Source organism: Neoroseomonas eburnea (assembly GCF_018129005.1).
In the GTDB taxonomy this organism is placed as follows: domain Bacteria; phylum Pseudomonadota; class Alphaproteobacteria; order Acetobacterales; family Acetobacteraceae; genus Neoroseomonas; species Neoroseomonas eburnea.
Window position 1 is genome coordinate 245,177 of record NZ_JAAEDL010000003.1, and the last position, 20,521, is coordinate 265,697.

A 20,521-nucleotide genomic window follows, 5' to 3' on the forward strand; every position below is an offset into this window, starting at 1 on the left:
CCGATTGAGAATGCCGGCACCGGCCCGCATCGTCACCCCGCCATCCAACGACTGCATCCCGGCCAGGTGGTCGGTCGGCGGTGCGGGCCGGTGCCGGCATCAGTCATGCGCCGCCCGGCGCATCCTCCGACGGCCCTTCCGTCCGGGCTCGCCTGTTTCCTGCGGGCGGGCCGCCGCCGCGCGGTGGCTTGCCCTGTCGCCCGGGTTGAAAGAAAACGGCAGCAGACTCGGGCTGGCCGGGCTGCGCGCAGCGCGACGGCGGCGATGGTCCGGGCAAGACGGGAAGCCGCTGCGATGATCTGGTCGCCGAGCCGGAAGTTCTGCTTCATCCACATCTCGAAGACCGGCGGCACCTCCGTCGAGGAAGCCTACGCGCCGCATCTGCGCTTCGGCGACATCATCCTCTCGGCCCACCAGCACGGCATGAACCACTGGTACGGAAAGCACCTCGCGATCGGCAAGCACACTCCTGCGCGGCGTATCCGGCTGATGGCCGGGCGGCAGAACTTCGATCGCGTGCTCTCGGTGGCCGTGGTCCGCGATCCGATCGATCGCATGGTGTCCTACTATCGCTGGATCCACACCGGCACGCATGGCGGCCAGCGCGAGCGCGAACTCAGTGAGATCAAGGAATTCGAGCCATTCGCCGAGAAGGTCTGCACCTTCTTCCTGCGCCAGGTGGACATGGTGACGGACCCGCAGACCGGCGCGGTGATCGTCAGCCACCTGATCCCCTTCCGCCGCCTGGCGGAAGGCTGGGCGGGCGTCGCCGCGCGGATCGGGCTCGATGCGGCGCTGCCGCATGTCAACGCCTCCTCCCGCAAGGTCGGGGTGCAGGTGCCGGACAGCGCGCGGGCAATGCTGCGCGAGACCTTCGCCAGGGACGCCGCGCTGGTGGAGGCGGCGGAACGGGATTTCGTGCCCCTCTCCGCCGGGCAGCCGGCGCAGCCCGCGACGGCATCGCAGCCGGGCGCGGGGCAGGCCGCCTGATGATCTGGTCGCCGAGCCGCAACTTCTGCTTCGTGCATGTGCCCAAGACCGGCGGCACGGCGATCGAGCAGGCCTACAAGCCGAACCTGCGCTTCGGCGACGTTGTGCTGGCGGCGTGGCGGGTGAGCCTCGACAACTGGTACGAGGAGCACCTGCACATGGGCAAGCACTCCTCGGCCGCGCACATCGCCGCGCATATGGGCCAGGACCGCTTCCGCCAGGTGCTGTCCTTCGCGATCCTGCGCGATCCGCTCGACCGGATGGTGTCCTACTATCGCTGGATCCGCAGCTACGAGCATCCCGGCAAGGCCGAGCGGCGGCTCGCCGTGCACGACAGCTTCGACGCCTTCGTGGAGGAGGCCTGCGAAAGCCTCGCGCCGCAGGCCGAGCTGGTCTGCGACCATGGGACGGGGCTGCCGATGGTCACCGTGCTCGCCCCCTACACGCGGCTTGCGGAGGCCTGGCGGCTGGTCTGCCTGCGGCTCGGGATCGTGGCGCCGCTGCCGATCGCCAATGTCTCCGGCGAGGTGAAGGCGAAGGTGACGGACCACGCACGGGCGGTCGTCGCCGGCCGATATGCCCGCGACGTGGAACTCTACCGCCAGGCGCAGGCCCGCTGGGCCGCCGAACACGCGCGCGACCCGGCGCGGGCGTGAACGGCGCCGGCGCCGCGGCGCGGATCAGCGCAGCGCGACCGGGATCGGATCGACGCGCTTCTGGTTGGTCGTGTCGGCGCGCAGGAAGACGCTGGCCGGGATCGAGAAATCCGACTTGCCCGCATGGCTGATCACATGGTCGCCGGCATTGCCGAGGGGCGCGCCCTTGTTGCCGTCCCCGTGGTGCTCGATCCAGTCGTTCACCATCATGTCGCAGGCCCCGCCATTGACGCCGAATTCGACGAAGACGCCCTGCGCACCGGGCCGGCCGTAGGAGAGATCGTAGCAGCGCGCCGGCCCGTCGAAACGCAGCTCGCCGGCGATGGCGCCGATCTCGGCGACGAATTCCTGCATGCCCGGCATGCCCATGGAATAGGTGCCGCCGGCACCGAGCTTGGCGCCGACATAGAGATTGAGCCCGGTGCCCACGCCGGCCGAATGGCCATTGACGAAATTGGCGAATTTCTTCGCGTCGCGGTCGATCTTCATCGGCCCGTAGCCGGTCGCCTGGTGGAAGCCGAACAGGCCGGTGGTGGTCTGGTAGAGGATGGCACGGCAGGCGCTGATGCTCGGGAAGCCGATGCGCGTCGTCGAGAAGCCGAATTCATACTCGCCGAGAAGAATGAGGCCGGTGGCAAAGGGCATGCATGTCTCTCCTGCTGTTGCACCCGGATGGCGCGCGGGCGGCGCGGCCCGGCGCCATCGACTCTACCGCTGCGACCAGGGCGTGCGCTGCCACAGTGTGCGATAGTTTTCCTGCAGCCCGCCGAGGCGGGTGAACCAGGCGGCCCCTTCCTCGTAGCGCGGCTCGGTGAAGCGGCTTTGCAGGATGCGGACGAATTCCGGGTCCTTCACCACCTCGGCCATCGCCTCGCGCAGCTTCTGCAGCACGGCGGGCGGCGTCGCGGCGGGGGCGACGAGGCCGCGTTCGGAGGCCATCTCGACCGGATGGCCGAGCTCGCGCAGGGTCGGCACGTCCGGGCGGAAATGGCTGCGCGCCGCCCCGGCCATGGCGAGCGTCCGCAGCTTGTCGCGGTTTGCCGAGACCGGCCCGAGATTGAGGCCCATCGCATCCACCTGCCGGCCGAGCACAGCCGCCATCAGTTGCGGGTCGCCCTGGAAGACGACATGGGTGAAGCGGGTGCCGGTCTGCGCCTGCAGCAGCACGAGCTGCAGGTGGTCGTCGGTGCCGACGCCCGGCGAGGCGTAGGTGATCGCCTCCGGCCGCGCCCGCGCCGCGGCGATCAGATCGGCCAGCGTGCGGTAGGGGCTGTCCTCATGCACGGTGATCGCTGTCGGGTCGGTGACCATGTTGGCGATGCCGGCGAAATCGTCGAGCTTAAACTGCGCCTGGCGCTCGATCGGGATGGTGAGCAGCCCCGGCATGTTGGTGGTGCCGAGCACATGCCCGTCGGGTCGCGCGCGCGCGACCGAGGCGAGCGCCACCTCGCCGCCGGCGCCGGGGCGGTTCACCACCACGACGGACCCGCCGATGCGCTTTTCCAGCAGCGGTGCCACGGCGCGCGCGTCGAGGTCGGTGGCGCCGCCGGGCACGAAGCCGACGACGATCTCGACCGGCCGTTCCGGCCAGCGGTTCGTCTGGGCAAGCGCCGGCGCGAGGCCGGGTGCGGCGAGTGCCGCGCCCGCGCCGGCCAGCAGCGTCCTTCTGGTCGTTGTCATGTTGTCCTCCCCTCGTTGCTGTCGATCCACGCCATCAGGCGGCGCAGGCCGTCCTCCATCCCGACCAGCGGCTTCCAGCCGATGGCCTTGAAGGCTTCCTCATGGGCGATGCGGAAGGCGCCGCCGGAGGTGAGGCGCACCTTGCCCGGCGTGTCGCCGATGAATTCGGGCTGCAGATCGCTGCCGGCGAGCCTGGTGACCATCTGCACCAGTTCCAGCGTGGTGACGGGCCTGGGACCGGAGGTGTTCACCGCCACGTCGGTCGCATCCGCCTCGAAGGCCATGCGGTTGGCGCGCGCGAGGTCGCCGACATAGACGAAGTGCTTCGTCTCGGAGCCGTCGCCGTAGACCTGCGGGCGCTCGCCCTTCTTCAGCCTGTCCCAGGTCTCGATGATGTAGAGCGCATTGGCGGCGCGGTAGTGCTGCCGCTCGCCATAGACGGTCGAGTAGCGCAGCACGACGTAGTCGAGGCCGAAGCGACGCCTGGCGTCGCGGCAGAGCTGCTCGCCGATGATCTTGGTCGCGCCGTAGAGGATGGCGGCCGGCGGCGCGCCGACGGAATGGAAGGGCGTGTCCTCGACCAGGTCGCCCTTCACGCCCGGGCCGTAGCCATAGACGGCGTTCGACGACGCGAAGACGACCTTCCTCACCTTGTTGGCGCGGGCGGCCTCCAGCGCGTTCTGCACGCCGCGGATGTTCACGTCCAGACCGCCCCAGGGGTCGCGGTCCATGTTCAGCGTCATGTAGGCGGCGAGCAGCAGCGCGCCGTCGCAGCCTTCCATCGCGCGCAGCAGGTCCGGCAGGCGCATCACGTCGCCGCGCACGGTCCTGAGGCGCGGATTGTCCTTGATGTGCGCGATGGCCTGTTCGGAGCCCATCGAGAAATTGTCGAACAGCACCACTTCCGACGCGCCGGCATCGAGCAGCTCGGCGGCGGTGGCGGAGCCGACGAGGCTCGCGCCGCCGATGATGATGAACTTGTGGCCAGCGACTTGCACGGCGGCAGTCATGCGCTTGCGATCCCTCTCGGACGTGTTCCCCGGGAAATGATCGCGCGGGATCGCGCTGGTGGCTAGAGCGGCTTCCCTTCGCCCCGGCTCACGGCAACCACACTGGCCTCCTGATTTCACGAGCGTCTTCACCCGATCGGGCGATTCCACCCGATCGGGTTCTGCTCCAGCGCGCCGCCCGCGGAATCCGCCCCGATCATCGGGAAGAGGGCGGACGGGCAGGCCGCCGAAGCCACGGACCTGCGACCCGGGAACGACATCCGGGACACCGCGGAACCGGCCTCCGGACGGCCCGGCGGCCCCATGCCGCCGAGGCTGGCCGGCATCAGGCCGTCAGTCGCAGCAAGGCCCGGGCGTTGCCGCCGCCGACGCGGCCGCGCACATCCTCGGCGATGTCCGCGGTGGCGATGAACTGCCCCGCGACCTCGGAGGATTCATAGGGGTAGTCGATCGAGAACATCACCCGTTCCGGTCCCATGGCCGCGAGCGCCGCCTTCAGCGGGACCTCCGAGCGCTGGCCCGAGGTGGTGACGCGGAAATTGCCGCGAATGTCGTCGGACGGCTTGCGCCGCACCCGCCGGTCCGTGGCGGTCAGCGCATAGCGGCTGTCGAGCCGCCACAGCACGTAGGGCAGGGTCTCGCCCATGTGACCCAGGATCACCTGCGCGCGCGGGAAACGGTCGAAGACGCCCGAGACGATGAGACGCAGCGCGTGGGTGGAGGTTTCCGTCGTCCACTCCCAGGTCGCCTTGGTCAGTTCGGGCGCGCCCTGCAGGACATGGGGCGTGACGAAGCCGTCGTCCGGATGCAGGTAGAGCGGCACGTCGAGCGCCTGCAGCCGTTCCCAGAACACGTCGTAGCGCGGGTCGTCGAGATAGAGGCCATTGGTGTGGTGGTTCACCATGGCGCCGCGGAAGCCGAGCTGGCGGACGCAGCGTTCCAGCTCATCGGCCGCGGCGCGCGGCTGCTGCATGGCGAGATGGGCGAAGCCGGCATAGCGGTCGGGCCGCCTCGCGACCTCTCGCGCCAGCATGTCGTTCGCTCCCGCCGCCAGCCGGATGGCGGTCGCGGTGTCGCGCTCGATCTGCACCCCGGGACCGGAGATGGAGAGCACCGAAATCCGCACGCCGGCACTGTCCATCGCCGCCAGCCGTTCCTCGCCGAAATCGGAGAGCTGGCGGATCAGCGCATCATGCACCTCGCGCGAGACGGGCGGCATGGCATGCGCCAGGTAGTCGAGAAAGGAGGGGACGATGAAGTGTTCCTCCAGCGCGACCCGGCCGGCGCAGCGGCGACGGCGGAGGCGGCGGCGATCAGACCACGGCGCGGAAGGGGGGGCGAGGACATCACGGCGGCAGCAATCTCCGGGAGCCATGGCGGCCGCGAGGATAGGGACGACCCTTCCGCGGCGACAACCCAGGGTGCATGAACGACCGGGGATGCTCGCGGCGCCGCGACCCTCGGAAACCGCCCCCGGGAATGCGCCGAATGGCGCGTTCCCGATGCCGGCACCGCCCCGCAATTCCCACGCGGCTTCTCGGAGTCTGTTTGGAACGGCGCCGTGCGGCGCGTTTCCGGGTCGGACACCGGCCCGCACCCCTACCCGGCCACCCACGTCGCTATCCGGGAATGGTTGGCCGGGTTGGGGTGCGGGCCGGTGCCGGACTTCTCAAACGCCCTCTCACACGCCTGCCCGCGCCTGGAGCGCCGTCAGTTCCTCGAGGAAGCGCGCCGCCGCCACGTCCGGCGCCCAGGGCCGCCAGGGCGGGTCCCCGTAGCGCACGGCGAGCGGATCCTCCGCCATCACCGCGGCGCGGATGCCGAGCGTCTCGCGCACCTCCTGCGCGGTCCAGCCGACGACGTGCACGGCCTCGCCCGCCGCCACCGCGACATCGACGGATTTGTGGGCGCGCTTCTCCTCCGGCGTCCAGGCCGGCAGGCGGTAGCGCGCCGCGATCACCGCCAGAAGACGCGCCTGGAGCTCCGCGAATCGCGGCCCGAGGAAAGGCTTGAGCGGCGAGATGCAATCGAAGTTGATCAGCCCTTCATCGGCGTCGTGCAGCAGTTCGCGCAGCTCCTGGATGGGCGTCAGGCGATGGCGCGTGCGGCGGCGGCGCAACGCGAGCACCGTGAGCGAATGCTGCGCGACCGACAGCGGCTCCGGCCAGGCGGAATGGCCGCCCCAGCGGAAGGTGCGGGCGAGTCCCGCGGCAAGATCCTTGTCCGTCCAGTCGAAGGGCGTCGGCGACAGCAGGTCGAGCCTTCGGCCGGAGGGCAGGCGCACCCAGGCGCGGTCAGCCATCAGCGGGACCGGTCGGTTGCGCCGACATCGCTCGCCCTCCCTCTCCGGGACCGGATGGGACCTCGAAGGCCATGCGCGCCTCTGCCGAATGCCTGTCTCAAGCCGATACCCCACCCCGGCATGACGACCGGAAGCCCGGTGTCGTGTCCACCCCCCTTCGTCGCACCGGCGGCGAAGGCGGCGGGCGGGCTAGAGGAAGAAGGGCCGCTCGCCCGGAAATGACGTCCGCGGGACAGCGGGCCGGGGGCGACCGGGCGGATCCCGCCGGCGGGTATCAGCCGACGGGGCGATGACGGCCGCGAAAGCGGGCGAGCGGCGCGGCTGCCACGAACCGGGCCGAGCGGAAGCAGCCCCGGCGTGCCGCGCCGGGACCCGCGCGGCGCGACGGATCAAGCGCCATCGGAGGGGATCACCGCATTCGCCAGCACCAGCAGCACAACCGCCAGCGGCAGGCAGGCGGCGAGGCCGATCCAGGCAAAGCACACCGCACCGACCAGCCCCCCGAGGGCAAAGCAGCCGAGCAGCCCGCCCAGGAGGCGCATCTTCGCCCGATCCGCGCGCACCAGCGGCCCCGGCAGGGCATCGCCGGCACGGTTCCAGTAGAACAGCTTGCCGATCTCGATCCCGAGGTCGGTGACGATGCCGGTGACATGCGTCGTCCGCATCCGCGCCCCCGAGATCTTGGTGATGGACGCGTTCTGCAGCCCCATCAGGAAGCACAGCAGCGGCACGACCGGGATGGCGACGACCTGGCTGTCGAGCAGCGCCCCCATCAGGCCGAAGCACAGCAGCAGCGCCGCCTCGACCAGCAGCGGCAGAGCGAAGCGGCTGCGCCAGCCAAGGCGCCGGCCGAAATTGATCAGCCAGGCGGAATGGGCCGCGCCGGCCATGAAGGAGAGCAGCGCGACCAGCCCGGCCGCGGCGAGGGTTCCCATCCCGAGCGCCAGGTGGTCCGCCATCGCCGAGACGATGCCGGACATGTGGGAGGTGTATTGCCCGACGACCAGGAAGCCGCCGGCATTGATGGCGCCGGCGACGAAGCAGAGCGTGAGGCCGAGCTGCGCTTCCGTCGCCTCCGCGTGCAACATGCGCCGCGCGGCGGCCCGCCAACGCGCCGCCTCTCCGATTGCAGTCTTCTGCATGGTCTCCATTAGACGCGATCAGCCCCCGCTCGTTGAGATGCGGCGGATGCATGGCCGCATCCGGCGGTGAGGATGGCAGCCCGGGTGTGATGGCGCGGCGGAACGCAGGGGGTGGTCCCCCTGCCCTGTGCGGCCGCGCCGGCCAGGCCCGGTCAGTAGGTCGCGAACACGCGGTCGAGGTCCGTCGCGCCTGCGGCGAGCGCGAGCGACAGCAGGATGCGCGCCTTCTGGGGCGTGAGGTTGTCCGCCGTCACGAAGCCCGCCCTCGCGCCCCTGGTCGTCCTGGCGGCGCGGCCCGACCCGGCGCGGCTCGACGTCACCACCGCGACGCCCTGCCGCACCGCCGCTTCCATCGCCTCCGCCATGGCCGGCGTGACGAAGCCCGGCGCGAAACCGGCGCTGACGATGCCCCTGGCGCCGGCGGCGACGAAGGCGTCGATCGCCGCGCCATCCGCCCCGGCATAGGCATAGGCGATGTCCACGCGCGGCAGGGCATCGAGCCCGCGCACGTCGAATTCCGTGTCCGGCGCCAGCCGCCGCAGCGGCTTGCGGTACCAGCAGATCTCATCGGCATCGGCGTGGCCGAGGCAGCCGAAATCCGGCGTGCGGAAGGTCTGCAGGCGCAGGGTGGAGGTCTTGGTCACCTCGCGCGCCGCCTGGATCTCGTCGTTCAGCAGCACCAGCGCGCCGAGGCCCCGTGCGCGCGGATCGGCGGCGACGCGCACGGCGTTGACCAGGTTCATCGGCCCGTCGCCGGCCAGCGCGCTCGCCGGCCGCTGCGCGCCCACCAGCACCACCGGCACCGGGATCTTCAGCGTGAGCGAGAGGAAATACGCCGTCTCCTCAAGTGTCGCCGTCCCGTGCGTCACGGCGATGCCGGCGAGGTCGGGGTGCTCCGCCACCAGCCGGTCGCAGATCAGCAGCAACTCCTTCCATTCCGGCCAGCCGAGCGCGGTGGAGGCGATGGCGCGGAAGGGAACGGGCAGCACATCGGCCACCAGCGCGAGTTCCGGCACGCGGGCGATGACGGCATCGACGTCGAGCACCTGCCCCGCCGCGCCGTAGTCGATGAGGTCGAGCGGCCCGCGCCCGACGGAGGAGATGGTGCCGCCCGTGCCGATGACGGCGACCTTCGGCTTCGCGCTCATGCCGCCTTGTCCGCCGCGCCGATGCGCAGCCGCTCGATCACATGTTCCACGGTCATCACGTCCCCGAAGATGTTCCAGAAGGAGGCGAGCGAGGCGTTGTGCTCCGCATCGCTGTTCGCCGCATTGCAGTCCGCCACCATGACGGTGCGGAAATCGAGCATCATGGCGTCGCGCGCGCTGCTTTCGCAGCAGACGTTCGTCACCGTGCCGCCGATCAGCACGGTGTCGAAACCGCGCGCGCGCAGGCGCGCTGCGAGGTCGGAAGACCCCTGGATGAAGGCGCTGAAGCGGTACTTCAGCACCTTCTCGTCCTCGGCCCGCACATCGAGCGCGGGCCACAGCGCGTGGCCGGGGCTGCCTTCGGTCATCGCCGCGACGCGGCGCGCGCGGGCCGCGGGCGTCGCCATCCGCTGCATCACGCTCCATTCGGTGTCGCAACGCGCATCGTGGGTGTTCTGGATCCAGAACACGCCGCCGCCCGTCTCGCGCACCGCCGCGGCCAGGCGGTTGACCGCAGCAACGATATGTTCAGCCATCGGGCAGTAGGCATGGCTGATGGCGGGATCCATGAAGCCGACCTGCAGGTCGATCACCACGAAGGCCGTGCGGCGCGGGTCGAGGTCGTCGAAGGGATGCGCGCGTCCGCAGCGCGCCTCGACGCGGGCGACGATCTCGGGCGGGATGTTCAAAGGATGCATGCGGGCGGTCTCCCCCGGGTTCAGCGGGCCGCCGGCGACGTTCTGCGTTTCCGCGCGGCACGCTATCGGCAGCCCACCGCCACCGCAACCGGCGGCCTGTTCAGCCGCGGCGATCGACGATCGCGGTCGTCAGGCGGGAGACGCAGGCAAGCTTGCCATCGGCGCGGCGGATCTCGGTCTGCCAGACCTGCGTCGAACGCCCGACATGCAGCGCACGGCAGATGGCACTCACCGTCTCGCCCTTCGGCACGGAAGCGACATGGTTGGCGTTGACCTCGAGACCGACGGCCATGCGGCCCTCGGGCAGGGTCAGGGCGCTCGCCATGCTGCCGAGCGTCTCCGCCAGCACGACCGAGGCGCCGCCGTGCAGGATGCCGAAGGGCTGCGCGTGGCGTTCGTCCACCGGCATCTCGGCGCGGATGAAATCGGGCCCCACCTCGATGATGCGGATGCCGAAGAGACCCGGCAGGCTGCCCGCGAATCGCGCCTCCATCGCCGCTGCCTCGGCTGGGCGTTGCCAGATGCTCATGTGTCTCCCCTCGGGTGTCCGCGCGCTGCCTGGCTGCCTGTCACGCCAACGTGCGAGCGGCAAGGGCGGTTGGCGCGAAAGGGTGACCTTCGCATGCGCAGCACAGGCGCTAGGGTTGACCTTGGCAGCCAATTCAAGAACCATTAAGTTGATCATTGCGTAGCTGCAATTCGCGTAATGATCTCCAAAATCTTGTCACAAGAATAATCTATTTGACGAGAATTAAGATCATCCGCATCCCTCTCGGCGGGGGCCGATCTCCGGATCATCGCCCCGCTCCGGCACCGGGAGTGCGGCACGACGAAGCCCAGGGCGGAACAGCGTGCCGGTTGGCCGTGATCGGGAATGGATGGTGATGCTATGCACGTAGTGCTGGACGTCTCCCGGTTTCTTGCCTGCGGGCGCCGTCGCGCGCCATCGGGAATCGATCGCGTCGAGGCTGCCTATGTGCGGCATTGGCTGGCCGCGCCGCCCGCACGGGTGACCTTCGCGGCGCGCGGGCCGCGCGGCAGTTACGCGTCGGTGCCGCGGCGGCTGGTCCTGGCCCTGGCGGAGCAGCTCGGCGCCGCCTGGGCGGGCGGGCCGGATGCCGCGGCCGCCTGCAGGGCTGCCCGGCGCACTGGCCTGGTCGCCCTTGCCAGCCTCACCTTCGGCCGTGGCCGCGGCCGCCTGGCGGAGGTGATGGAGCGGGAACGCCGTACACTTTTCCTGCTCGTGTCGCACCGGCTGATGGAGCAGCCCGAGCCGATCGAAGCACTGCGCCGCGCCGGTGCCGCCTTCATCCCGCTGGTCCACGACCTGATCCCGGCGACGCATCCGGAATACGCCCGCCCAGGTGTTGCGATGCAGCATCTGCAGCGGCTCGCGACGGTCGCCTCGCTCGCGGATGGCATCATCGTGAACTCCGCCGCCACCGCCGCGGTGCTGCGGCCGCACCTGGTCCAACAGGCGGCGACGCCGCCCATGCTCGTCGCCCCGCTCGGGATCGAGCGCATCCTGCCCGGCCCGCTGCCGCAGGATGGCACCGCCTCGCCCTACTTCGTCTCGATCGGCACCATCGAGCCGCGCAAGAACCACCTGCTGCTGCTGCATCTGTGGCGCGACTTCGCGGCCAAGTGGGGCCCGGCCGCGCCGCGGCTCATCCTGGTCGGCCGACGCGGGTGGGAGAACGAAAACGTGCTCGACCTGCTCGAGCGCTGCACCCTCCTGCGCGGCCTGGTGGAGGAAGCTGGCTCGCTGCCCGACCCGCAGGTGGCGTCCCTGCTCGCCGGCAGCCGCGCGCTGCTCTTTCCGTCCTTCGCGGAAGGCTATGGCCTGCCGCTGGCCGAAGCACTCGCCGCCGGCACGCCGGTGATCGGTTCCGACCTTCCAGCGCTGCGGGAATTGGGGGGCGATGTACCGGAATATCTCGACCCGCTCGACGGGGCGGGCTGGCGTCGCATGATCCTCGACTATGCCGCGCCGGACAGCCGCGCCCGCGCCGCCCAGCTCGCCCGCCTGCGAAGCTGGTCGCCGCCCTCCTGGGAGGACCACTTCGCCGCCGTGGAGGGGCTGCTGCAGGATGTCGCCGCGCGCATGGTCCCGGCATCGGTCGCCGTCACCGCGCGGGCGCGGCGGCCTCAGCCTGTGCCCTCGCGGGCGCCCGAACCCGTGATCGCCGGACGGTTTGGCCTGCGATGAAGGTGCCGCACCCCGCGTCCGGCCGGATTGCAGCATGACCACGCCTCGGCGGCCGGGCCGGCGACCGGATCGGCCGAAGCGCCTCGCCGGCGATGGAATCGCCATCATCGGTGCCGCCTGCCGCCTGCCGGGCGCGCCGGACCTCGACGCCTTCTGGACGCTGCTCGCGGAAGGGCGGGACGCCGTCACCGCCATCCCGCCGGACCGCTTCGACCAGGCGCGCTGGCTGCATCCGCGCAAATCCGAGGCCGGCCGCGCCTACACCTTCGCCGCAGGCACCATCGGCGACGCGGCGGGCTTCGACGCCCAGGCCTTCGGCCTGTCCCCGCGCGAGGCCGCCGAGATGGACCCGCAGCAGCGCGTGCTGCTGGAAGTCGCCGCCGAAGCCTTCGAGGATGCGGGCTGGCCGGCCGAGAAGCTGGCCGGGCGCGACCTCGCCGTCTTCATCGGCGGGTCGTCCACCGACTATGCGGAGCTGCGGCTGTCGGACCCCTCGGCGGCCGACCGCTTCTTCATGACCGGCAATGCGCTGTCGATCCTGTCGAACAGGATCGGCAACGTCTTCGACCTGCGCGGGCCGGCGCAGACGGTGGACACCGCCTGCTCCTCCTCCCTCGTGGCGCTGCACCTAGCGATCCGCGCGCTGGAGGACGACCCGGCGCTGGAGGCGGCGGTGGTGGGCGGCGTCTCCATGCTGCTCTCGCCTTATTCCTTCATCGGCTTCTCGCAGGCGGGGATGCTCTCCCCCACCGGGCGCTGCCGGGCCTTCGACGCGGCGGCGGACGGCTATGTGCGCGCGGAAGGCGCGGGCGTGGTGGTGCTGAAGCGGCTCAAGGATGCGGTCGCGGCGGGCGATGCGATCCGTGCCGTCGTGCTCGGCAGCGGGGCCAATGCGGCCGGGCGGACAATCGGCCTGTCGCTGCCCAACCGCATGGCGCAGGCGACGCTGATGGAGCGCGTCATCGGCCGCGCCGGCATCGCGCCCGACCGCTTCCTCGCCTTCGAGGCGCATGGCACCGGCACGCGCGTCGGTGACCCGGCCGAGACCTGGGCGATCGGCACCACCATCGCCCAGCGTCGTGCGGCGCTGCTGCCGATCGGCTCGGTGAAGACGAATATCGGCCATCTGGAGGCGGCCTCCGGCATGGCCGGGCTGCTCAAATCCTTGCTGATGCTGGAGAAGGGCGCGATCCCGCCCTCGCTCCATTTCCGCGAACCCAACCCCGAGATCGATTTCGCCGAGCTGAACATCGCGGTGCAGACGCGGTTCTCGCCGGCACCGGTCGCCGCGGACAGCGTCGTCGGCATCAATTCCTTCGGCTTCGGCGGGACCAATGCCACGGTGCTGGTCGGCCGCGCGCCGGCGGCGAAGCCGCGCGTGGAACCACGTGGGCGCGCTACGCCGCCGCTCGTGCTCTCGGCGCGTTCGGAAGCGGCGCTCGGCCTGCTGGCGCAACGCTGGCGCGACCGGCTGGACGGCGCCGAGGCCGGGGAAACCGCCGCGCTCGCGCGCGGCGTGGCGCGGCATCGCGACCTCGCGACCCATCGCCTGGTGCTGCGCGGCGAGGACGGCGACACGCTGGCCGCGAAGATCGACGCCTGGGCCGCCGGCGAGAAGCCCGCCGGCGCGGAGCAGGGCCAGGCCGTGCGCGGCGCGCTCGCCTTCGTCTTCTCCGGCAATGGCGCGCAATACGCCGGCATGGCGAAGGGGGCGCTCGCCGCCTCCGCCTCCTTCCGCGCGGCGGTGAAGCAGGCCGATGCGGCGCTCGCGCCGGTGCTCGGCTGGTCGCCGCTCGCGGCGCTGGCGCGTGGCGTGACGGCCGAGGCACTGGCCGGCACCGATGTCGCGCAGCCCTTGCTCTTCGCGGTGCAGGTCGGCGTGGTCGGCGCGCTGGCCGCGCAGGGCATCCGCCCGGCCATGGTGCTCGGCCATTCGGTGGGCGAGGTCGCCGCCGCCTGGTGCGCCGGCATCCTGCCGCTCGACGAGGCGGCGCGGCTGATCGTCGCGCGCAGCGCCCACCAGCACGCCACCAGGGGCGCCGGGCGCATGGCGGCGATCGGCGCCTCGCCCGAGGCGGCGGCGGCGCTGCTCGGAGCCTGCGGGCCGGGGCTCGAGATCGCCGCGGTGAACGGGCCTTCCGCCATCACCGTGGCCGGGCCCGCCGAGGCCATCGCGCGGCTCTGCCCGGCGGCGGAGCAGGCACGTTTCTCCGCCGTGCCGCTCGACCTCGACTACGCCTTCCACGCCGCGGCGATGGAGCCGGTGCGGGAGGGGCTGCTCGCCGACCTCGCGACGCTGGCGCCGCGGGCCGGCACGATCCCGATGGTCTCGACCGTCACCGGCGCGGCGCTGCCGGGCGAGGAGGCCGCCGCCGCCTACTGGTGGCGCAACCTGCGCGAGCCCGTCCGTTTCCGCGATGCGGCGCGCGAGGCGGGGCGCATGGGCGCGCGGCTGTTCCTGGAGATCGGCCCCTCCCCCGTCCTGCAATCCTACCTGCGCGAAAGCCTGCGGGAGGACACCGGCGAGGCGGCGGTGCTCGCCAGCCTGTCGCGCCGCGACCCACCGGGCGACCCCTTCCCCGCCGTCGCCGACCGCGCCGTGGCGCGCGGCGCCGACCCGCGCGGCGGCGCGGGCTTTGCCGGTCCCGCCGCGCGCGCCCTGCCGCCGACGCCCTTCGCCCGCATCCCGACCTGGTTCCCCCGCACGGTCGAGAGCGCCCGCCTGACCGACCCGGTGCGGGAGCATCCGCTGCTCGGCATCCGCGCCGGCGCGGAGCCCGGCATCTGGTCGGCCTTCCTTGACACCGAATTGCAGCCCTGGCTCGCCGACCATCGGCTGATGGGGGAAGCGGTGCTGCCCGCCGCCGGCATGGCCGAGATGGCGCTCGCGGCCGCCGCCGCGCTGCATCCGGAGGCGCCGGCGCTGGAAGTGTCGGATCTTGCCATCCTCCGCCCGCTCGCGCTCGAAGCCGAGCGCGGCCGCGAGCTGCGCACCACCGCTGACGCCGAGGGCGGCTTCGCGCTGGAAAGCCGCCGCCGGCTGGCCGAGGAGCCCTGGAGCCTCTCGGCCCGGGCCCGCATCGCTGCCCTGCCGCGCCTGCCGGTGCTGCCGGACGCGCCGCAGACCGCCGGCCGGACCGTGGCCGGGGCGGAGGTGGTGGCCGTCGCCGCGCGCTGCGGCCTCGACTACGGGCCGGCCTTCCAGCCGGTCGAACGCGTGCTGGTGGACGACACCGCCGCGCGGGGCCGTGTCGCGCTGCGCCTGCCGGAGGCCGCGCCGCCGGCGGAGGGCTTCCTGCTCCACCCCGTGCTGCTCGACGGCGCGTTGCAGGGGCTGATCGCGCTGCTCTCCGCCGTGGTGCGGCCGGAGGGGCAGTCGCTGGTGCCGGTGCGCATCGGCCGCCTGGCCGTGCGGCGCGGCGCCGAGCCGCCGGTCGCCGCCGATATCGCGCTGACCCGGCGGGGGGAACGCTTCCTCGCCGCCGACCTGGTGCTGCGCGACCCGGCGGGCGCCGTCGTCGCCACCTGCCAGGATGTGTGGCTGCAGCGGGTGCGCCTCGCCGGGCGGCTCGCCGCGGCGGATCATGCCTTCCGGCTGGACCCTGTGCCCGCGCCGGCGCTGCCTGCGGTCCCTGCGCCGGTCGATGCCGAAGCGGCGCTGGAGGCCGCACGCGCCGCGGATGCCGCCGCCGACATGACCGAGGCGGCGCTGCTGCTGGAGGGATTCGCCGCCGCCGTCGCCATTGCCGCCCTGGCCGGCGCGCCGCCGCTCGTCACGCCCTATCGCCGCGCCCTGTGGCGCGGGCTGGCGGAGGCCGGCTTCGCCGAGGAGACCCGGGGCACCTGGCGCTTGGCGGAGGACCAGCCGCTGCCGCCGCCGGAGGAGATCTGGCGTTCCGTGCTGGCCGAGCAGCCGCGGCTCGCCCTCGACATGGCCTGGCTCGCCCGTGCCGCCGAGGCGCTGCCGGCGGCGCTCGCCGGGGAAGCGCGCCCCGCCGCGCCCCCGCCGCCGGAGGCCGGAGCCTTCGCGCGGCTGGCCGGGGTGATGGAGGCTGCGATCGCCGCCATCGCCGCGCGCTGGCCGCAGGGGCGGCCGCTGCGCGTGCTGGAACTCGGCGCCGGCGGGCCGCTGACGCGCCGCGCCGTCGCCGCGCTGGCCGCCAGCGGACGGCAGGTGGATTACCGCGCCGCCGGGGAAGCCCGCGCCGGCGCCGCCCCGCCCACCGCGGAGGGCATCGCCTTCTCCTGGACGCCGTGGGACCCGCTGGCCGCGAGCGGCAGCGTGGAGCCGGCAGACCTCGTCATCGGCCTCGCCGTCGGGGCACGTGGGCGGTCGGGGGCGGCGCTGGCCCGCGCGTTGCGCCGTGCCGCCGCGCCCGGCGCGCTGCTGCTGCTCGCCGAGCCCGCCCCCGGGCGGCTATGGGATTTCGCGCTCGGCCAGGACCCTGCCTGGTGGGAAGGTGGCGACGGCGCGCTGCCCGATGGCGAGGCCTGGCACCACGCCCTCGCCGAGGCCGGCTTCGAGGCACCGGAGGCATTGCCGCTCGCCGCTGCGCCCTGGCCGGCGCTGCTGCTGGCGGCGCGCGCTCCCTCCGTCATCATGCCTGCCGAACCGAAGCCGCGCCGCGTGGCGGTTTTCGCCGCGGAGGGCGCGAAGCGGCTCGCCACGGCGCTGGAAGGCGCGCTGCGGGCCGAGGGGCACGCGGTCCAGGCCCGCCCGCTCTCGCCGCCACCGGCGCCGCGGGAGCTGAAGGGCGCGCAGGTCGTCGCGCTGCTTGGCGATGACAGCTTGGCCGAGGCGCTGGCCCAGGCGACGCGTTTGGCGGAGGCCGCCCAGGGAGCCGCCGCAGGCTTCGCGCTGGTCGGCGCCGGGCCGGCCGCGCAGGCGGCGGCGCTGACCGGCCTCGGCCGCGTGCTGGCGAACGAGATGCCGGACCTCAGGCCGCGCCGCATCACGCTGGACGCCTCGCTCGCGCCCGAATCGGCGGCGCGGCGGCTGGCTGCGGAACTCGGCGCCGACGCGCCCGAAGTCACGATCGCCGCGACAGGGCGGATGACCCCGCGCCTCTCCGCCGGCCTGCCCGCCCCGGCCGGCGGCGGCGCGCGCCGTCTCGCGGTCGGCCAGCCGGGGCAGATCGGCTCGCTGGCCTGGGAAGCGGAGCCGGCCCTCCCGCCCCCCGGCCCCGGCGAGGTGCGGCTGCGCATCGACGCCGCCGGGCTGAACTTCCGTGACCTGATGTGGGCCCAGGGGCTGCTGCCCGAGGATGCGCTGATGGACGGCTTCGCCGGCCCGACCCTCGGCATGGAATGCGCCGGCGTGGTCGAGGCCGTCGGCCCCGGCGTCGCGCTCCGCCCCGGTCAGCCTGTGTTCGGCTTCGCGCCATCGGCCTTCTCCACCCATGCCCTGACGCGGGCCGAGGCGCTGGCGCCGCTGCCCGCCGGCATGGCGCCGGAAGCGGCCGCCACCGTGCCGGTCGCCTTCATCACCGCCTCCTATGCGCTGGAGACGCTGGCGCGCATCCGGCCCGGGGAGCGCGTGCTGATCCATGGCGGGGCGGGCGGCGTCGGCCTCGCGGCGCTGCAGATCGCGCAGGCTGCCGGGGCGGTGGTCGCGACCACCGCCGGCACCGCGGAGAAGCGCGCCTTCCTGCGCCTCGCCGGCGCCGACCTCGTGCTGGACAGCCGCGATGCCGGCTTCGCCGACGCCCTGCGCGCTGTCTGGCCGGACGGCGTCGACGTGGTGCTGAACTCGTTGGCCGGCGAGGCGATGGAACGCAGCCTCGGCCTCCTCGCGCCCTTCGGGCGGTTCATCGAGCTCGGCAAGCGGGACTTCGTCGAGAACCGCCGCGCGCCGCTCAGGCCGTTCCGGCGCAACGTGTCCTACTTCGCGGTGGATGCGGATGCGCTGCCGCGGGCGAAGCCCGAGCTCGCGCAGGCGCTGCTCGCCGACATCACCGCGCGGCTCGCGGAAGGCGCGCTGCTGCCATTGCCGCACGCGGCCTTCGCGCCCGAGGAAGCGGAGATGGCGTTCCGCACGCTCCAGGCCTCGACGCATATCGGCAAGCTGGTGATCCGACCACCGGCGGCGTTGGGCGGCACGGCACCGGCCGAATGGCGGCCGGATGCGGACGGCACCTACCTGGTGCTCGGCGGCGTGCAGGGCTTCGGGCTGGAATGCGCGAAGTGGCTGGCGGCCAACGGGGCGACGCATCTCGCGCTGGTCTCCCGCCGCGGCGGAGAAACACCGGGGGCGGGCGCGGCGCTGCGCACGGTCGCCGCGCTCGGCGCCCGCGCGCGCATCGAGGCCTGCGACGCGACGGATGCCGCGGCGCTTGGCGCGCTGCTCACGCGGCTGCGGCGCGAGGAGCCGCCGATCCGCGGCGTGGTGCATGCTGCCGCGGCCTTCGCGGACGGCGCCGCCCCCACCATGGATGCGGCACGCTTCGCCGCCGTGCTGGCGCCCAAGGTGACCGCTGCGGAGAATCTCGACCGTCTGACGGCGAACGACCCGCTGCACCTGTTCCTGATGTTCTCCTCGGCGACCACGGCCTTCGGCAATCCGGGCCAGGCCAACTACGTCGCGGCGAACATGGCGCTGGAGGCGATCGCGCGGCGACGCCAGGCCGAGGGCCGGCCCGCGCTCGCCGTGGGATGGGGCCCGATCGCCGATACCGGCGTGCTGGCGCGCGACGCCGTCACCGCCGGGACACTGGAACGCCGCACCGGCGTCGCGCCGATGCCGGCGCAGGAGGCGCTTTCGGCGCTGCCCGCGCTGCTCAGGGCGGGCGTGCCGGTGGCGCATCTTGCGCGGGTCACCTGGTCGAGCCTGTCCTCCGCCCTGCCGGTGCTCGCCGAACCCGCCTATGCCGCCGTGCGCACGGCGCGCGAGGGCGGCGCGGAGGGCGCCGACCTGCGCGCCGAGCTGCGCGCCCTGCCGCCAGAGGAAGCGCGCGACAGGCTCGTGCGCCTGGCGCAGGAGGAGATCGCCCGCATCCTCCGCCTGCCGATCGCGGCCATCGCGGCGGATGCGCCCGTGGCGGGGCTGGGGCTCGATTCCCTCGGCGGGCTGGAGCTGCGCATGGCGCTGGAACGCCGCCTCGGCGTTCAGGTGCCGCTGGCGGCGGTAACGGAGGACCTGACCATCGCCATGCTTGCCGGCCGCATCGCCGGCGTGGTGCTGGAGGACCGGGCGGAGCAGGCCTTGCAGTCGCTGATGGATGCCTACGAGCCAGCCCCGGCGGTGGTGGGGGCAGAGCCATGACCCAGGGCTTCGGGCTTTCGGCGACGGCGCGCCTCGCCCTTCTGCAGCGCCTGTCGAAGCGCAGGGAGGAGAAGGGGCCAGCCCCCCGCACGGCGCGCGCTTTCCGCGAGCTGCCGGGCCAGCGCGACATGGAGCTGATCCGCGAGGCCGCCGGCGCGCTGGGCCTCGAAAACCCGTTCTTCCGCCCGCACGAGGGCATCGCCGGGGCGACGACCCGCATCGGCAACCGGGAGGTCGTGAATTTCGGTTCCTACAACTATCTCGGGCTGAACGGGGATCGGCGCGTGCTGGCAGCGGCGCATGCGGCGATCGAGCGTTACGGCGTCTCGGCCTCGGCGTCGCGCATGGTGTCCGGCGAAAGGCCCGTGCATGCGGCGCTGGAGGAGGCTCTGGCGGCGCATTACGGCGTCGATGCCGCGCTCGCGCTGGTGTCGGGCCATGCCACGAACGTCACGGTGCTCGGCCATCTGATGGGGCCGCGCGACCTGATCCTGCACGATGCCGCCATCCACAATTCCTGCGCCGAGGGAGCGCGGCTGTCGGGGGCGCGACGCATCGCCTTCGCCCACAATGACTGGCGCGCGGCGGAGAAGGAGCTCGCCGCCGCCCGTCGCGGGGCGCGCCGCGCGCTGATCGTCATCGAGGGGCACTATTCCATGGATGGCGACATCCCGGAACTGCCGCGCTTCGTCGAGATGGCGCGCCGCCACGACGCCTGGCTGATGGTCGACGAGGCGCACGGCATGGGCGTGGTCGGCGCCACCGGCCGCGGCATCCACGAGCATTGGGGCGTGGATGCGAAGGATGTCGACATCTGGATGGGCACGCTGTCCAAGACGCTGTCGGGCTGCGGCGGCTACATCGCGGGCAATGCCGACCTGATAGCGTGGCTCAAGCACTCCGCGCCGGGTTTCGTCTATTCGGTCGGCATGGCGCCGGCGCTCGCCGCCGCCGCGCTGGAATCGCTGCGCATCCTGCATGCGGAACCGGAGCGCGTCGCGCGTCTGCAGGCCAATGCGTCGATGTTCCTGCGCCTCGCGAAGGAAGCGGGGCTCGACACGGGCACATCGAACGGCCTGGCGATCGTGCCGGTCATCGTCGGGTCCTCGGTCGGCGCGGCGCGCCTGTCGCAGGCGCTGTTCGATCGCGGCGTCAACGTGCAGCCCATCCTCTATCCGGCGGTCCCCGACAGTTCCGCCCGCCTGCGCTTCTTCCTCTCATGCGAGCACAGCGAGGCGCAGCTTCGCGGCACCATCGCCGCCGTCCGCTCTGCCATGGCCGGCGCCCAGCCCGCCGAGATCGACGGCTAGAGTGGTTTCCGTTCGCCTTGGCTCACGGCAACCGCTCCGGCCTCTTGTTTTCGCGAGCATCTTTGCCCGATCAGGTGATTCCACCTGATCGGGATCTGCTCTAGCGCGCCCCTCA

General features: G+C 72.7%; 14 protein-coding genes. 5 read left to right on the forward strand and 9 right to left on the reverse strand.

Features of this window, described 5'->3' with window-relative positions; genetic code table 11:
• The first annotated feature begins 294 nt into the window (after positions 1–294).
• Entirely contained in the window at positions 295–990 is a 696-nt protein-coding gene (locus GXW74_RS05110) for a sulfotransferase family 2 domain-containing protein (protein ID WP_211845206.1), read from the forward strand.
• Positions 990–1,646, forward strand: a complete 657-nt coding sequence (locus tag GXW74_RS05115) for a sulfotransferase family 2 domain-containing protein (protein ID WP_211845208.1) — start codon at positions 990–992, stop codon at positions 1,644–1,646. The genes GXW74_RS05110 and GXW74_RS05115 overlap by 1 nt, the downstream gene beginning before the upstream one ends.
• A gap of 24 nt (positions 1,647–1,670) precedes the next feature.
• Here the strand turns inward: GXW74_RS05115 and GXW74_RS05120 are convergent, their stop codons facing one another.
• From GXW74_RS05120 to GXW74_RS05160, 9 genes are all read right to left on the reverse strand, one after another.
• Positions 1,671–2,291, reverse strand: a complete 621-nt coding sequence (locus tag GXW74_RS05120; RefSeq protein WP_211845210.1) for a hypothetical protein — start codon at positions 2,289–2,291, stop codon at positions 1,671–1,673.
• A gap of 63 nt (positions 2,292–2,354) precedes the next feature.
• The gene (locus GXW74_RS05125) at positions 2,355–3,326 is read right to left on the reverse strand and encodes a tripartite tricarboxylate transporter substrate binding protein (protein ID WP_211845212.1); all 972 of its coding nucleotides are present in this window, start codon (positions 3,324–3,326) and stop codon (positions 2,355–2,357) included.
• Positions 3,323–4,336: an NAD-dependent epimerase/dehydratase family protein gene (locus GXW74_RS05130; protein ID WP_211845214.1), complete on the reverse strand. Its 1,014-nt coding sequence runs from the start codon at positions 4,334–4,336 to the stop codon at positions 3,323–3,325. The genes GXW74_RS05125 and GXW74_RS05130 overlap by 4 nt, the downstream gene beginning before the upstream one ends.
• 325 nt (positions 4,337–4,661) lie before the next feature.
• Entirely contained in the window at positions 4,662–5,555 is an 894-nt protein-coding gene (locus GXW74_RS05135; protein ID WP_211845216.1) for an amidohydrolase family protein, read from the reverse strand.
• 462 nt (positions 5,556–6,017) lie between these two features.
• Positions 6,018–6,638 carry an HD family hydrolase gene (locus GXW74_RS05140; protein ID WP_211845218.1) on the reverse strand — a complete coding sequence of 207 codons (621 nt, stop codon included), beginning with the start codon at positions 6,636–6,638 and terminating at the stop codon, positions 6,018–6,020.
• A gap of 389 nt (positions 6,639–7,027) precedes the next feature.
• Complete coding sequence (locus GXW74_RS05145; protein WP_408903856.1) at positions 7,028–7,780, reverse strand: YoaK family protein; 753 nt, start codon at positions 7,778–7,780, stop codon at positions 7,028–7,030.
• A 152-nt stretch (positions 7,781–7,932) separates the two neighbouring features.
• The gene (locus GXW74_RS05150; protein ID WP_211845219.1) at positions 7,933–8,928 is read right to left on the reverse strand and encodes an asparaginase; all 996 of its coding nucleotides are present in this window, start codon (positions 8,926–8,928) and stop codon (positions 7,933–7,935) included.
• Positions 8,925–9,626 (reverse strand): isochorismatase family cysteine hydrolase, encoded by a 702-nt coding sequence (locus tag GXW74_RS05155; protein ID WP_211845220.1) that lies wholly within the window; start codon positions 9,624–9,626, stop codon positions 8,925–8,927. Before GXW74_RS05155 ends, GXW74_RS05150 begins: the two co-directional genes overlap by 4 nt.
• 100 nt (positions 9,627–9,726) lie before the next feature.
• The gene (locus GXW74_RS05160) at positions 9,727–10,155 is read right to left on the reverse strand and encodes a PaaI family thioesterase (protein ID WP_211845222.1); all 429 of its coding nucleotides are present in this window, start codon (positions 10,153–10,155) and stop codon (positions 9,727–9,729) included.
• Positions 10,156–10,515: 360 nt separating this feature from the next.
• Here GXW74_RS05160 and GXW74_RS05165 point away from each other — a divergent pair, with 360 nt between their 5' ends.
• Genes GXW74_RS05165 through GXW74_RS05175 form a run of 3 tightly spaced genes read left to right on the forward strand, consistent with a single transcriptional unit; the run spans position 10,516 to position 20,406 of the window.
• Positions 10,516–11,835 carry a glycosyltransferase family 4 protein gene (locus GXW74_RS05165; protein WP_211845224.1) on the forward strand — a complete coding sequence of 440 codons (1,320 nt, stop codon included), beginning with the start codon at positions 10,516–10,518 and terminating at the stop codon, positions 11,833–11,835.
• A gap of 34 nt (positions 11,836–11,869) precedes the next feature.
• A complete protein-coding gene (locus GXW74_RS05170; RefSeq protein ID WP_211845226.1) occupies positions 11,870–19,096 on the forward strand; it encodes a type I polyketide synthase in 7,227 nt (2,408 codons plus the stop codon).
• The gene (locus GXW74_RS05175) at positions 19,093–20,406 is read left to right on the forward strand and encodes an aminotransferase class I/II-fold pyridoxal phosphate-dependent enzyme (protein WP_211845228.1); all 1,314 of its coding nucleotides are present in this window, start codon (positions 19,093–19,095) and stop codon (positions 20,404–20,406) included. The genes GXW74_RS05170 and GXW74_RS05175 overlap by 4 nt, the downstream gene beginning before the upstream one ends.
• Positions 20,407–20,521: the final 115 nt, after the last annotated feature.